The sequence below is a fragment of the Verrucomicrobiota bacterium genome (genome assembly GCA_021294815.2).
Lineage (GTDB): Bacteria > Verrucomicrobiota > Verrucomicrobiia > Opitutales > LL51 > LL51.
Map to the genome: position 1 here is coordinate 631,959 of CP095464.1, position 13,660 is coordinate 645,618.

Consider the following 13,660-nt stretch of genomic DNA (forward strand, 5'->3'; position numbering starts at 1 on the left):
GAACGATCTACTCCAGCATGTCTCGGATGGCGCGTTTGTAGAGTTGGCCGAATTTGTCGGAAAAGTAGAGGCTGTTTTTGCCGACCTTTTCAAGCCATAGACTGGGGTGCTCCATCAGTTGAGCGCCAATGCCGTAGTTCTTGTCTTCAATGATAATCTTTCCGTCGCCTTCGCTGTCGCGTTGGACGGCGTCTACCTGCATCGCTAATAGGGCATTGCCAATTTTGGTTTGTTGAAGCGCTAGCGGATCGCGGAAAAAGTGCTTCAATTTCCGGTGAGGTGTGGCCGTTTCATGACTTGCTAGCGTCTCCGGGACCGCTACATGCCAAAGCGACATCCGCGTACATAACAATACCAGACAACACGAGAGCGCAACCGCACAACCACGGAAGATTACGGCTGTCGCATTCGGTAGCCAACGACTGGGAAGGTAGGCGACGAGAACCTTGTTGATCAACGATTTGCAGAATTCGCTGACGGCAACGTAGAGATCAATGGATCTTTGGCCTATCGTCCGCGATGTGTGGTGTAAAAAGGTTCCCGTTTGGCTTAAACATTGTCCGAAAAGTTGTACCAATCGTAGCGCTTGCCGAAGCATGAAGCATGTTGCCTGACAAGTGAGGCGATAGAGGTATTGCAAAAGGTATAATACCGCGAGGCCGATCGATTGCAGGGTAAATAAAATCCCCGAGGTAAACGATTTACTCCCGTCTAATAAGCTTTTAAAGCCATCGTGGACCTCTGGTAATGAAGGGCCTGTGTAGCGAGGCTTTTTCGCTTGAGGACGTTCTGTTCCGAAAATGCCTTCGTACTTTTTTCGCGGTTCTTCGGGAAGCGGTTGTGTTACGGCCGGTTCTTGCGCGAGAAGCCCCTGCCGGCGACGACGTTCGGCATCGCGCCGCTGTAAACCATCGAGAATTAAGCTCATAACTTTCTTAGCTGGTTGATGTCCTTGAGAGCACGGTTCACGTCCTTGAGCCGTACTTTTGTGGAATAGTCGATGAACGCCGAAATAAGCGCTTTATCGCAAATGTTGTTGATAATCCGCGGTATCCCGTGGCTCGCTGAGTAGATCCGTCGTAGCGCAAAAAACGAAAACGCAGGAATCTGTCCGCGACGCAGTTGGTATTTGTTGTTTGATGTGTCTTTCGCTAATTGAATCCGGTGCGCAATGTAGTTTTTCGTATCTTGATAGCTGAGTGGCTTTAAATCGTGGTAAACCGAAATCCGTTGGCGTAGCTGCCGTAGACATTTTTTCCTTAAATTCTGCTTTAACTCGGGTTGTCCAATTAAAACAATGTGGATGAGTTTCTCGTCGTCACGCTCGATGTTCGATAATAACCGAACCGCTTCGAGGCTGTCAAAGTCGAGATTCTGTGCCTCATCAATCATAAGAATCGTCCGTCTTCCGTGTTCCCTTTCTTGTCGAAGACGACTCATAATCCGATTTCGCAGTTGCTCAAGTGGTGCGTGTGACGGTACCTTTAACGCTAACTTGAGACAAATCGTGTTTAATAACTGCCGTTCATTCTGTGGCGGAATCGGCAACGATAAAATGGTGTAGCGTGTCGGATCTAACTCCCGAATGAGCGCATTGCAAAGCGTCGTTTTACCACAACCAACTTCGCCCGTAATCGCTGTAAACCCATCGCAGTTCTCAATACCATACTGTAAGAGCGAAAACGCTGTCATGTACTGAGGACTCATGTACAGAACATTCGCGTCGCCCTTAATCGTAAATGGTTTCTGCTTTAGTTCGAAAAACTCGAGATACATAGCGCTATTTCCCTATATGAACATCGGCTAAGTGCCAAATATCGTCGGCGTATTCGTGGATCGTACGGTCGCTCGAAAACTTGCCCATCAGTGCGGTATTCAAGATCGCCTTTTGTGCCCAGCCCTTACGGTCGAGGTACGCGTCATTCACGCGTTTATGAACATCGCAATAGGCACGGAAGTCAGCGAGCGTAAAGAAAGAATCATAGTGAATGAGATTTTCAGCGATATCGCGAACCGGATTTTCGCCGTTCGGTGTCGTAAAGAAGTCTGAACGCATCCAATCGAGAACAGCTTTTAATTCAGGATCGCTCTCATAAAACGCCTGCGGATGATAGCCCGCGTTACGTAAGGCGGAGATTTCCTGTTCGGTATTCCCAAAGATAAAGACATTATCGTCACCGACTTCTTCTAGAATTTCAACATTTGCACCATCGAGCGTACCCACCGTACAGGCACCACTAAGAGCGAGTTTCATATTCCCTGTTCCCGATGCTTCCTTACCGGCTGTCGAAATCTGTTCTGAAACATCAGCCGCGGGAATAATTTTTTCCGCGATGGTAACACAGTAATTCGGAATAAAGACGACTTTCAAGTGATCGTGAATCTCCGCGTTATGGTTGATGAAATTCGCAACAAGGTTAATGGCGTGAATGATCTTTTTCGCCATCACATATCCCGGAGCGGCTTTAGCGCCAAAGATAAAGACACGAGGACAAATCCCGTTTGGATTTTGAACAATACGACGGTGGAGCGCAAGGATGTGTAGGAGATTCAGTTGCTGGCGTTTGTATTCATGGAGACGCTTAATTTGGATATCGAAAAGCGCATCGGGATTAATTTCGATCCCCATCGTTTTTTGGATAAATTCGGCAAGCCGGACCTTATTGTCGTGCTTAATCGCCATGAACTTCTTTTGAAAGGCAGGATCCGTTGCTAAGGGTGCGAGTTGACGGAGCTGACTGAGATCGGTGATCCAACCGGTTCCAATCTTCGAATCAATGAGTGCCGATAGCTCTGGATTACAAAGTTTGAGCCAACGACGTGGCGTAATACCATTGGTCTTGTTGTTAAAGAGCGTCGGATAGAGTTCGTTGAACCCGGGAAAGAGCTGTGACTTTAAGAGCTCGGAGTGCATCCGGGCAACACCATTGACGGAGTGACTTCCAACAACTGCTAAGTGTGCCATCCGAATAACCGGATCATTTCCCTCGGTGATAATCGATAATTCCCGTTTCTTTCCATCATCACCAGGCCATTTGGCTTCGACTTCTTCCTCTAAAAACCGACGGTTGATTTCGCAAATGATCTGATAGTGCCGCGGTAAGACTTTTTGGAAGAGTGCAACACGCCAGGTCTCTAATGCTTCCGGTAAGAGCGTATGGTTGGTGTACGCAAAAAGCGCTTTGCAGAGCTTCCAGGCCTCATCCCAAGAAAGATGTTCTTCGTCAATAAGTACGCGCATCATTTCCACAACCGCAACCGTTGGGTGTGTGTCATTGAGCTGGAGCGTCACCGTTTTTGTTAAATTCGACCAGTCTTTGTTGACGTTTTTGTAGCGCCGGATGATATCCTTAACAGAACATGCAACGAAGAAGTACTGTTGAACCAAACGCAGTTCTTTCCCTTGTTCAGTCGTATCGTTGGGGTAGAGAATTTTGGAAATTGTTTCCGTTTCGACCTTATCGTGGACCGCCTGGATGTAATCGCCGCGATTAAAGTGTTCGAGGTCAAATTCCTCTGTCGCCCGGGCTTCCCAAAGGCGTAAGAAATTAACTGTCTCGGCGCCGTATCCGACAATCGGAATATCCCAAGGCATTCCGATAATATCTTGCGTGTTTTCCCAAACGGGAATCCAATTCCCTTGATCGTTATAGTGCCCCGAAACCGTTCCGTAGAGTCGGACGCGTTGCGCATTTTCCGGACGAGCGATTTGCCAAGGACTACCCCCGGCAATCATCCAGTTATCGGGACGTTCAAATTGTTGGCCATCGCGGATTTCTTGGCGAAAGAGTCCAAATTCATAGTGAATACCATATCCGATGGCGGGATAGTTTAGCGTTGCTAAAGAGTCCAAGAAGCAAGAGGCCAGGCGACCAAGACCGCCATTCCCGAGTGCTGGGTCCTGACTTTCGTCAAAGACGGTATCGAGATTCTGCCCAAGCTGTTCGAGCGCCTTGCGCATCTCATCATAAATCCCGGAATTGTAGAGGTTGTTCTTTAAGAGCCGGCCGGGAAGGTATTCTAGCGATAAATAGTATAACCGCCGTACATTGTGTTCGTGATGAACCCGTTGCGTCTGAATGTAGCGGTGTAAAATTTTATCCCGGACGGCGTAACATGCCGCGAGCCACCAGTCGTGTTGCGTTGCCGATTTTGCGTCACGTGCCAATGTACATTCCAGGTGGTGTAGAATGAGCGTTTGAAGCTCCTTTGCGGTTGCCTGAATAAAAAATGGAGCCTGCGTACCCTCCGATACCGCGCATGCCCCCTGAGCTGCCGACTTTGTTTTTCCCATAAAATCCCTCCGCGATGAGCTTAAAGAAAAATTTTACGTTTGCCAACAAAATATTATATTGAAGGGTGCCTAAAAATCTGAAGTTTTGGCAATAGTGAGACGCAGTTACATTCGGTACGTTCGGTTCCTATTTCTCTTGGGGTTGGGAATGTGCTCAAATGTACATGCGACGCGTCGACAACGCACCCACTTGGAAAAATTAGCGGAACAGCGGCCCGCGATTAGTAGCCTTCCGAAAGATGCTCAAAGCCAAGAGGAACACGAAGAAACGCCCCAGACCGATACGAATATCATCCGCGATATCGTCATGGTGACGAAGCGGAATCGTGATTTTTACTACTGGTCGACAATTTTAGCCGCAAAAGGAAAAACCAACGAGGTTGCTCCGAACTGCTCCCAGTATTACGTTATTGGCGCGCCCGATCCGCATCACCTCGCGGGACATTACCTAGCTGTCGTCCTTAAGCGGTCGTTGAAGTCCCTCATGGGACATGCACGTATGACGGTACGTTACTTGAAGTACAGTCAAATCGATCCCGTTACGATTACCGTGGATTTACCTGAGCGGGATGTCGTCGACGATCGGCAGATTTTTCTTTATTTGGGACCCTCCAATGAACGTTTGCGAGCTATTGGTTGGACAGTTCGCATCGACGATGGAGTAAAAACCTACGAGAAGGGGAGCTTCATTTGGCGCCGACTACTCCCGAAATACGACGGATCACCGTTGACAGAGCGGCCGAAAAAGCCATAAGCGATCCCGGGTATGTCTGTGTGTAGATTCGTTTGCAAGTCACGGATACTTGTGGAGTATTTGGGAAAATTTCTCCTTCTTGAGCGCCAATTGAGTAATGGACCGATGTTTGTGCTTCCGGGAGGAAAAGTCGAGCGTTTTGACGAAAATGAGAGCGAAATCGTCCGTGAACTCAATAAAGAGCATCACGAGTACAATGATAATGACGTTTTGCTCAACACCTTGCGGCGTGAGCTTTACGAGGAATTAAAGCTCAATCTGCCGCGCGAAATCGATTACTTTAGTAGCAGTTTCTATGTAAAGCCAGAGGGGGGACAGGAAGAATCTGTTATTGACGTTGTTTTTTATACGCAATTGCGTGAGCGGCCCGAACTCGTCGTTGATGGCAAAGAGGTGACATCGTATACGTGGATGAATCAAAAAGAAATCCTCGCGTCGCCACAGGTGCATGATTGGTTAAAGAAGGCATTGAAAGTCTTTGACAGAGTTCCCTAAGCGGTGATGCTGGTGGTGTGAAGCTGTTTTTCCTGAAAGAACGGGATCCTTTCGAAGCACGTGCCGCGTTAACGCCGTCGTTGTGTTCAAAATGGCGAGCACTTGGTATTGAGTTGTGGGCAGAGCGTGGTCTGGGCGCTAAAGCAGGTTTTTTAGATACGGCCTATTCCGATGTTCACTGGACTGATGAGGGAACGTTCATTGCTCCCGACGTTGTGATCGCGATTCATCCACAAGAAGAAATCCTACAACGACTTCCTGAAAATACACCCCATGTCAGCCTATTAGATCGTTATCATCATGAAGTATTGATTCAAAAATACGCAGCATCACGGCAGCTGCTCAGTCTGGAGCGTATTCCACGGTCGACGTTGGCGCAAAAGATGGATGTTCAGAGTTCGCAGGCTAGCATTGCCGGTTATGCGATGGTGACACAGGTCGTTGCTAAGTTATCGCGAGCAGTACCGATGATGACCACTCCCGCAGGAACGGTGATGCCGCGACGTTTTTTAATTATCGGTGCCGGTGTCGCTGGCTTACAGGCGATCGCGACAGCACGACGGTTAGGCGCTAATGTCGAAGCATTTGATATGCGTGCCGAGGTCGAGGAGCAGATTAAGTCGCTCGGGGCGAAATTTTTGAAGATTGATCTCGGTGAAACTGGTGCGACGGCACAGGGATATGCAAAGGCACTGACCGAAGAACAACTCCGGAAACAGCGCGAGGGTCTGGCCGATGCCTGCCAACGTGCCGATGTCGTAATTACCACCGCAAAACTCTTTGGCCGTGCGGCGCCGAAAATCATTACCGCGGCAATGTTAGAAAAAATGTGCCCCGGAAGTTTAGTTATCGATGGCGCAGCCTCCCATGGAGGAAATGTCGACGGCTCCTTGAAAAATCAACTGCAGACGCTTCCTAATGGCGTTACCCTTTGGGGTATGGCGTATCCTGAGAGCTACGTTGCGACTACAGCCTCAGAGCTTTTGGCATCGAATATTTATAACCTCATTGAGGCACTCTTGCTAAAAGAAACACGGATATTGAATACCGAACATCCCATCTGGCAAGCGTGTCACGTAGTGCCCGAGAATTGTTAGCGGGATCCGTCGAATTCTTTGATCTCGTCAAAAAGGTTGATTTCATGCTCTTCGGGGTCGAGCTTCGTAAAGTTGGTGAACTCCGAAAGTGATTGCAGGTGTGATGCGACAAAATAGGTTCTTATTGATGCCCCACAGAGTCGCTTGAAGAGCGCTTGGACATCGATAGAATAAATCGCTTGATCGAGAAAGACCGAAATATCGGCATCGTACGATTCGCCTTCTTTTAAAATTGCTTGGGAAACGGTTTTTATTGAGGGCGCCTCAAGAGGTACGATTTTTACATCAGGGAACTGCTGTTGAACTTCTACCCCTGCAGCGGTGGTAGTGTTGAGCAAGAAAAGGGCCGCAATTGGGTATCGAAGCGGAAGGCAACGTCCAGGGGCCGTTAGACGGGATGCCTCAGTGACATAGAAATAAGTCGTCGCTCCGCTCATATCGGTACGCCCGAGTATACGTTTTGCAAGAGTTTGTATAGCATAAAGTGCAAAACGAAATTTTGTGCTGTGGTCGGGAATTAAAATTTTGCGAAATTCTAAATTCAACTTGACAAAAAACGGGTAATTCGGTAGCCTTTGCAGTAACTTCGGGACCGTTGCCCAGAGCTTTCGAGGTGGCGGCCTGATAAGAAAAAGGAATACAAGATGAAAAAATTATTAGCAATTGCAGGCGGTTTGTTGATCGGAAGCGGCGCGTATGCGGAGTTTGAGATGCCGGCGCTTAGCATTAACTCGAGCATCAAATTCGAAACCGCGGATGTCAGCGAAGGTACGCGTTCGATGGATCAAAACTTCAAGCCAAGCGTGGAGGTTGGGCTTCCGCTCTTTGGGAAGAGTGATCTGTATGTTGGCGTTGATTCAACCTTAGCGACAAATCGCAAAAAAGGACAGAGTAATGAAGTATCCCCTTATATCGGTTTCTCTTATGACATCACCGACATGTTTACTTTGGATCTCGGCTATCAGTTCTCCCGGAAAACCTCGGTAAAGGACGATAATCGCGGTGAGAAAGAGAAGTTCGAAGCAGATGCCAAGAAGGATGGTGTTGTCATAACGGATCAGATGAGGAAGAAACTTGACGGCGAGCTGCCGAAGGCGAATTTTCACAAGATCTACGTCGGCGTGATGGCGGATGTTTTGATGCGGCCTTCAGTTTACTTCGAGTATGATACAACGCAGAAGAAGGCGAATATCGAGGGTGCAGTTGGTTATACTTTGGATCTCGTTAACTTCGGTGCTGGTGGTCTGGGGATTGACCTGGGCGCGAAGGTCGGGTTCAGTCATGCGAAAGATGTTGACGGAATTAAGCGAGGAATGTGGGATTCTTTGATTAAGGGACAGGCGATTGAGAAGGAGAAAGGGAAAAAGGTAGAGTGGCTTGACTGCAAAAAGAACTGGTTCTATGCTGGAGCGAATGCGGATTTGGTGTACTCGTTGAACGAAAATGCCAAGGCGCGTGCGGGTGTTGCGTTTACGTTTAACAATGCCAAGAAGGACGATTACAAGAATAGTATGAATCGTTCGAAGCACAACGTTTGGTTTTCTTCGGCGATGGAGTTTTCGTTCTAGGGAGTTTGTAGTGATTTAATCATGTGAAGCGGGTCGTAGCCCGCTTTTTTATTTTTACATAGCGCTTTGGCCGTTTTACGTGTCATGGACATTTAACTTGCTTTAGGGGGCGTGTTTTTTACCCTTATCCGCAATGGAGTCGCTGAATTTTACACCGCGATCGCAACAGATCCTTGTTTTTGCCCGCCAAGCCGCAGACAAGATGCACAATAGCTATGTGGGTACGGAGCACATTTTGATCGGTATTGTCGAGTTAGGGCAAGGGATCGCTGTGAATGTCCTTAAGCGCCTTGGAGTGGCCCTTGGTGTGATCCGCGAGCGTGTCCAAAAGCGCATTACGGAGGAGGTCGGAGAGCGGCGGCGTTCGGCGATGGTTCTATCGGATCACGTACCGTTTACACCGCGAGTGAAAAAGGTGCTTATTTTTGCGGCCAATGAGGCACGGTCGTTACAGCATCCCTATATCGGTACCGAGCACCTCTTATTGGGGATTTTGAGGGAGGGTGGTGGTGTTGCCGCCGAAGTGCTCCATGATCTCGGTGTCGATATCGAACGTTGTCGACAAGAAGTACTAGAGGAATTAGATCCCAATTTTGCGAGTTCCAGTGCTCCCGAAGAATCAACGTCAGAAGAGCCGGAATCAAGTGAAGGATTATTGTCGGAAGAGTTTAAAGTGCGTGATCGTCCGGGAGTAAAAATGACAGCATTACGGGCATTTGGGCGAGATTTAACCGCATTAGCACGGGATGGGGAATTAGACCCCGTGATTGGGCGCGCAAAGGAGATTGAGCGGACAATCCAGGTGCTTTGCCGTCGGACGAAAAATAATCCCGCGCTCATTGGTGAGGCAGGTGTTGGAAAGACCGCAATTGTTGAGGGATTAGCGCAGGCGATCGCGAGCGAAAATGTCCCAGATGTGTTACTCAATAAAAAGGTAATTTCATTGGATTTGGCGCTCATGGTGGCGGGAACGAAGTACCGCGGGCAATTTGAAGAACGGCTTAAAGCGGTCATGGATGAGGTGAAACGTGCCCAAAATGTGATCCTATTTTTGGATGAACTGCATACGATTGTGGGTGCCGGATCTTCGGAAGGGGCAATGGATGCCTCCAATATTTTAAAACCTGCACTATCACGGGGGGAGATCCAGTGTATTGGTGCGACAACGCTAACAGAGTATCGGAAAAACATCGAGAAAGATGCGGCATTAGAGCGACGCTTTCAAGCAATCCAGGTCGACCCGCCCTCACTTGAAGATGCGATCAAGATTCTCACGGGGATTAAGGGAAAGTACGAGGAATTTCACAACGTCAAATACGGGAAAGAGGTGATCGATCTCGCAGTTCAGCTTTCCGACCGTTATATCAGTGGGCGATTTTTACCGGATAAGGCGATCGATGTTATCGATGAAGCGGGTGCGCGGGCACATATCGGCGCAATGAGTCTACCGCCACAGATTGAAAAGTTGTCGAAACGTATCGATGCGGTCTGTCGCGAAAAGGAGTCGGCAATTGCTGAACAAAAATTTGAAGATGCGGCGAAGCTCCGTGATGAGGAGAAACGGATTCGGGAAGCGCGGGAAAAGGCACTCGAAAAGTGGCGCAGTGACCGTAAGGCGGCTTGTGTAAATATTACCAAGGAGGATGTCTGCAAAATCGTCTCGGAGTGGACAAAAATCCCGCTGACCCGTGTTGAACAAACAGAGCGCGAGCGGTTATTAAAGATCGGTGAAACATTACGGTGTTCCGTTATTGGACAAGACGATGCGACGGAGGTCATTGCGCGGGCGCTTCGTCGTTCTCGGGCCGACCTGAAGGATCCACAACGGCCGATTGGTGCATTTCTATTTCTAGGTCCCACCGGTGTCGGTAAAACGCATCTCGCAAAGGTGTTGGCTGTGACGATGTTTGGTAACAGCGACGCATTGATCCAAGTCGATATGTCCGAATACATGGAAAAGTTCGCGGTCTCGCGTATGATTGGTTCACCTCCTGGGTATGTAGGGCACGAAGATGGAGGGCAACTCACTGAGCAGGTGCGCCGGAAGCCGTACTCGGTGATCCTTTTTGATGAGGTTGAAAAGGCACACCCCGACGTTTTGCAGATCCTACTTCAGGTGATGGAGGATGGGCGGCTTACGGATAGCGTAGGACGGCGTGTTGATTTCAAAAACACAATTCTCGTTATGACATCCAATGTTGGGGCAGAACTGCTCCAGAAGGGGACTTCGCTTGGGTTTACACAACATAGTGCTGTTGATTTTGAGCAGCTCAAAGAGAAGATCCAGGAGGAGGCAAAGCGGGCTTTTAAGCCGGAATTTTTGAATCGTTTAACCGATGTCGTAATCTTTAAGCCATTGGAACATGATGAGCTCGTCAAGATCGTTGATCTCGAGTTCCAAAAGATCGATGGCCGTATGCGAAAGAAGAAAATATCGCTCGATATTGGCGAGGACGTCCGGGAGTTTTTGATTAAAAAGGGTTACGATCAAAAGTACGGCGCACGACCGCTTCGCCGGGCGATTGAAAAGTACGTTGAAGATTTTCTAGCAGAAGAGTTTCTAAAAGGAGGATTGAAAGAAGGCTATCACTTTAAGCTCGATCTCGGCGAGGGAGACCAGGTGGCGATTGCATCCCGTAGAAAATTGCAAAAAACGCCGAAAAAGTCGTAATTTTATCGTGCTCCGCGCTTGACAATAAGGGCGATTCGAATTGGCTTTGGGCCCTATGAAGCCCACGTACAATCCGTCAAAGTTGAAGCGGGCGCGGAAGTTCGGGTTCCGCGCGCGGATGAAGACCTCTGGAGGGCGGAAGGTCCTGGCGAGCCGTCGACGTAAGGGGCGCGCAAAATTATCCGCAAGTGTTCCTCGATTCTAGCAATGCGCTTTCGGGCGTGCCAACATATCCGGCGCCAAGCTGATTTTGAGCGGCTACGTTCGGAGGGTGTTTTAAAAAACGCCCCCGGTTTTTTTGTAAAAACCAAAAGAAATCTAGAGCAGAAGTTTCCTCGATTTGCGGTTATTGTTGGCAAAAAGGTAGGAGCGGCACACGGGCGCAATCGAATCAAGCGTCTATTTCGAGCGATTTTTCGCTTGGAGCAGTCGCGGTTAGATCCGCACAGCGACTATTTGGTGATTGTGCGTAGGGGAATCCATGTAAGTTATGAAAAACTACAGCGTCAATTTTTAACACTATGTGCCTCGCATCATTTTTTAACCATTGCGATTGATGGAGCAGCGGCTTCTGGAAAATCAACTGTTGCCTGCTCCTTAGCCAAACGTCTGCGTTTGATGAATGTCAATACGGGGGAGCAGTACCGATCCGTAGTGTGTTATCTAAAAACGCAGGGTATTGAAGATCCTGATGATCCACGGATTGCCGAAATAATCAACTGCCTGCATTTTGGGGTTCAGTGTGATTTAATTTCTGCACATATAACGATTAACAAAAAAATTTTCCCTGAAGCAGTACTCAGATCGGCTTGGGTGAATGAACACATTTCACGTTTTGCTAAACAGCCACTTTTAAGAGAAAAGCTTAAAGCATATCAACAAAGTTTAATTCAGGAGGCTCGAGCGCGTTGTTTTGCGGGGATCGTGATGGAAGGGCGCGATATCGGTTCTGTGATTATGCCAGATGCAAGTATAAAAATATTTCTAACAGCAGATCCTGCAATCCGAGCACAACGAAGGAATCAAGAGGCTGAAGGGGATTCTGTTCAAAAACGCGATGAGGCAGATCAATTTACAGCGGCTCCCGATGCGATTGTCATTGATACTTCCCATAAGATGCTCGAGGAGGTCCAAAACCAAATTTTAGAACTACTGCATCCGTCGTTGGGGAATGAGAAAGTAAAAGCCTAAAATCGAAATTGCCACAAGGACGATCGACAAAATGCAAATCCCGTGCAGCGAAAAGGAGTGAGCGAGTAAAAAGTAGCCAAGAGAAGCTGCAATTGCATCGCGAAGACCCATAATTGCCATATCAAGACTGACGTAAGCACCAAGCTTTTCCGGTGAAGGAACAATTTTCGTAACCCAAAGCTGCCAGGCCGTGAGATTGCCTCCATAACCAAGCCCTAAAAATACCGAAGAAAGCGCCAGGACCCAAAAGTTCGTCGAGAAAAAGAATAGAGGAATTCCCAGTAGAAACGCAGCATTGATGAGGATTTTCATTACCGCAAAATTTTGTGTATCAAAAATACGTCCCCAAAAAAAAGCACTCAAGATGCGTACCGTCGTCGGAATCGTAATCATGAGCAACGCATAGTCGCTGTGAAGTACACAGAGCCCGTATTGCGGATTGGTGAGATATTCGATGCGGAGCGGGTAGGTCATCTGGAAGGCAATGCTCATCAGCGACCAGAGTAGTAAAACAGCTGTGAATAGCCGATCGTGAAAGAGAATCGAGAGATTGGATCGTAGAAGCGATTGGGAATTGGCCGGTAAAACATGCCCATTGGGAATGTGTCGGAAAATCGCACTACAGAAAAAAGCCGCAAACGCTCCTAGTACAAAAATCCACCGGTAGTTGTTGAGATCGCGGTCCAAAATGCGACCAAAAACAATGCCTGAAATAACACTTGAAAGCGCAAGAATGGTGAACAGATAGCCAATAATTCGTCCTCGGCGTTTTTTCGGATAGTTGCGATTGTAAATGTCTGTCACAAAAGGCAGCGTCTGTTTGTAGAGAATTTTCGCGCAAACGATCGCAATTAAGAAAACGAGTCCGCAATTAGCAACTGCTGAAACGACCAAGGCCATGCCGACTAGTGATAATAGGAGTGCAATGACGCGGTTTGTTACAAGGGCGATTGTTTTTGTGGTAAATAGCGCCAGGATGAGTGGCGATAAAGCCATACCAATGTAAGATGCCGACGCAATTAACCCCTTCGCATGGTTGCTCATCGAAAAGACACTGATCGCAACAACGGCAGCGTAATTTTTAAATTCGATGTCTAGAATGCCCTGAAGTACAAACCGTGGATGGTCAAGTAACAGCGTTCGCCGCTCAACCGGTGATGTTTTTTTAAGGAAATTATTTAAAAATCCCAATGGCTTATTGTTTTTGAGCAGCATCCGAAAATGAATGCTTCATCAATGCCCGAAACGTCGGTTCCTGGCGAATGGGATCGAGATCCGTATCGTCGCGCATCCACTGAACGTCGTTGTAACCTAATGCAATCGCCGTCTTAAGTGCATGCATCGCCTCGGGGACCTTTTTGTCTAGGGCATAATCACACGCGAGATTGTAGTGCGCGACCGGATCAAGCGTATCGAGTTGAGCGTGTCGCCGATCCATACGAAAACTCTTTTGACGATTTCCTTGAATGGCGTAAAGGTGGCTGAGCATCCGCACGATGGCGAGATCATTTTTACGACGCCGGTAGAGTTTTTCGAAAAATTGGGTACAAAAACGCACATAACTGTCTTCACAGTCCCCCACGCCCTCTA

The 13,660-nt window shown here is 48.1% G+C and carries 13 protein-coding genes; 7 read left to right on the top strand and 6 right to left on the bottom strand.

Translation table 11 applies throughout. The features are described from left to right. Positions 1 to 7: 7 nt before the first annotated feature. Genes LW808_002985 through LW808_002995 form a run of 3 tightly spaced genes read right to left on the bottom strand, consistent with a single transcriptional unit; the run spans position 8 to position 4,294 of the window. A complete protein-coding gene (locus tag LW808_002985) occupies positions 8 to 928 on the bottom strand; it encodes a hypothetical protein (GenBank protein ID UPA28244.1) in 921 nt (306 codons plus the stop codon). Next, positions 925 to 1,776, bottom strand: a complete 852-nt coding sequence (locus LW808_002990; protein ID UPA28245.1) for an AAA family ATPase — start codon at positions 1,774 to 1,776, stop codon at positions 925 to 927. The genes LW808_002985 and LW808_002990 overlap by 4 nt, the downstream gene beginning before the upstream one ends. Before the next feature lie 4 nt (positions 1,777 to 1,780). Further along, a complete protein-coding gene (locus tag LW808_002995; GenBank protein ID UPA28246.1) occupies positions 1,781 to 4,294 on the bottom strand; it encodes a glycogen/starch/alpha-glucan phosphorylase in 2,514 nt (837 codons plus the stop codon). Between the two features lie 94 nt (positions 4,295 to 4,388). Between LW808_002995 and LW808_003000 the strand changes: the two genes are divergently transcribed. The 3 genes from LW808_003000 to LW808_003010 are packed head-to-tail and all read left to right on the top strand — an operon-like array spanning position 4,389 to position 6,640. Next, entirely contained in the window at positions 4,389 to 5,048 is a 660-nt protein-coding gene (locus tag LW808_003000; protein UPA28247.1) for a hypothetical protein, read from the top strand. A gap of 51 nt (positions 5,049 to 5,099) precedes the next feature. Further along, the gene (locus LW808_003005) at positions 5,100 to 5,543 is read left to right on the top strand and encodes an NUDIX hydrolase (protein ID UPA28248.1); all 444 of its coding nucleotides are present in this window, start codon (positions 5,100 to 5,102) and stop codon (positions 5,541 to 5,543) included. 17 nt (positions 5,544 to 5,560) lie between these two features. Beyond that, entirely contained in the window at positions 5,561 to 6,640 is a 1,080-nt protein-coding gene (locus tag LW808_003010; protein ID UPA28249.1) for an NAD(P)(+) transhydrogenase (Re/Si-specific) subunit alpha, read from the top strand. Here the strand turns inward: LW808_003010 and LW808_003015 are convergent. Then, on the bottom strand, positions 6,637 to 7,077 hold the full coding sequence (locus tag LW808_003015) for a hypothetical protein (protein UPA28250.1): 441 nt from the start codon (positions 7,075 to 7,077) through the stop codon (positions 6,637 to 6,639). The genes LW808_003010 and LW808_003015 overlap by 4 nt on opposite strands. A gap of 207 nt (positions 7,078 to 7,284) precedes the next feature. Here LW808_003015 and LW808_003020 point away from each other — a divergent pair, with 207 nt between their 5' ends. The 4 genes from LW808_003020 (at position 7,285) to rnpA (ending at position 12,070) form a co-directional block, all read left to right on the top strand. Further along, positions 7,285 to 8,208, top strand: a complete 924-nt coding sequence (locus LW808_003020) for a hypothetical protein (protein ID UPA28251.1) — start codon at positions 7,285 to 7,287, stop codon at positions 8,206 to 8,208. A gap of 133 nt (positions 8,209 to 8,341) precedes the next feature. Continuing rightward, on the top strand, positions 8,342 to 10,879 hold the full coding sequence (locus tag LW808_003025) for an ATP-dependent Clp protease ATP-binding subunit (protein ID UPA28252.1): 2,538 nt from the start codon (positions 8,342 to 8,344) through the stop codon (positions 10,877 to 10,879). A gap of 55 nt (positions 10,880 to 10,934) precedes the next feature. After that, positions 10,935 to 11,084: a 50S ribosomal protein L34 gene (gene rpmH, locus LW808_003030; protein ID UPA28253.1), complete on the top strand. Its 150-nt coding sequence runs from the start codon at positions 10,935 to 10,937 to the stop codon at positions 11,082 to 11,084. A gap of 2 nt (positions 11,085 to 11,086) precedes the next feature. Continuing rightward, entirely contained in the window at positions 11,087 to 12,070 is a 984-nt protein-coding gene (gene rnpA / locus LW808_003035) for a ribonuclease P protein component (GenBank protein UPA28254.1), read from the top strand. Here rnpA and LW808_003040 read toward each other — a convergent pair. Together LW808_003040 and LW808_003045 are read right to left on the bottom strand one after the other, a co-directional pair. After that, a complete protein-coding gene (locus LW808_003040) occupies positions 12,029 to 13,285 on the bottom strand; it encodes an MFS transporter (GenBank protein UPA28255.1) in 1,257 nt (418 codons plus the stop codon). The genes rnpA and LW808_003040 overlap by 42 nt on opposite strands. Further along, a complete protein-coding gene (locus LW808_003045) occupies positions 13,266 to 13,652 on the bottom strand; it encodes a hypothetical protein (protein ID UPA28256.1) in 387 nt (128 codons plus the stop codon). Before LW808_003045 ends, LW808_003040 begins: the two co-directional genes overlap by 20 nt. Positions 13,653 to 13,660: the final 8 nt, after the last annotated feature.

Excerpts from the sequence above, each read along its gene's own strand:
- LW808_003020 (UPA28251.1), top strand. The coding sequence starts at position 7,285 with ATGAAAAAATTATTAGCAATTGCAGGCGGTTTGTTGATCGGAAGCGGC.
- LW808_002995 (UPA28246.1), bottom strand. The coding sequence starts at position 4,294 with ATGGGAAAAACAAAGTCGGCAGCTCAGGGGGCATGCGCGGTATCGGAG.
- LW808_002985 (UPA28244.1), bottom strand. The coding sequence starts at position 928 with ATGAGCTTAATTCTCGATGGTTTACAGCGGCGCGATGCCGAACGTCGT.
- LW808_002990 (UPA28245.1), bottom strand. The coding sequence starts at position 1,776 with ATGTATCTCGAGTTTTTCGAACTAAAGCAGAAACCATTTACGATTAAG.
- rnpA (UPA28254.1), top strand. The coding sequence starts at position 11,087 with ATGCGCTTTCGGGCGTGCCAACATATCCGGCGCCAAGCTGATTTTGAG.
- LW808_003015 (UPA28250.1), bottom strand. The coding sequence starts at position 7,077 with ATGAGCGGAGCGACGACTTATTTCTATGTCACTGAGGCATCCCGTCTA.
- rpmH (UPA28253.1), top strand. The coding sequence starts at position 10,935 with ATGAAGCCCACGTACAATCCGTCAAAGTTGAAGCGGGCGCGGAAGTTC.
- LW808_003040 (UPA28255.1), bottom strand. The coding sequence starts at position 13,285 with ATGCTGCTCAAAAACAATAAGCCATTGGGATTTTTAAATAATTTCCTT.
- LW808_003025 (UPA28252.1), top strand. The coding sequence starts at position 8,342 with ATGGAGTCGCTGAATTTTACACCGCGATCGCAACAGATCCTTGTTTTT.